General features: G+C 81.7%; 1 protein-coding gene. It reads left to right on the top strand.

Features of this window, described 5'->3' with window-relative positions:
• Window positions 1-18 precede the first annotated feature (18 nt).
• The coding region (locus C7C46_RS33805; protein WP_146259352.1) for a hypothetical protein at window positions 19-224 on the top strand (206 nt) is incomplete at its 3' end.

Below are 224 nucleotides of genomic sequence, written 5' to 3'. Positions count from 1 at the left end.
CCGCACCCGGTGCGGTGAGTGCGCGCCTCGGTGCCGGGCCGCACGGCGGCGGCCGGGCGGCCGGACGTCTTCGACGGCCTGCTGTCGGCGATCAAGCTGGGCCGGGCCCGCCCGTTCCTGGTGGGGGCCCCCGCCGCGCCGACCGGCACCGAGCACCCCTGCGAGCTGGTCGCAGCCGCCCCCCAGGCGCTCGCCGACGACGCGGGGCTGCGCACCGCGGTGGC

This window comes from Streptomyces tateyamensis, assembly GCF_003205575.1.
Lineage (GTDB): Bacteria > Actinomycetota > Actinomycetes > Streptomycetales > Streptomycetaceae > Kitasatospora > Kitasatospora tateyamensis.
This window is presented reverse-complemented; position numbering and strand designations above follow the sequence as displayed.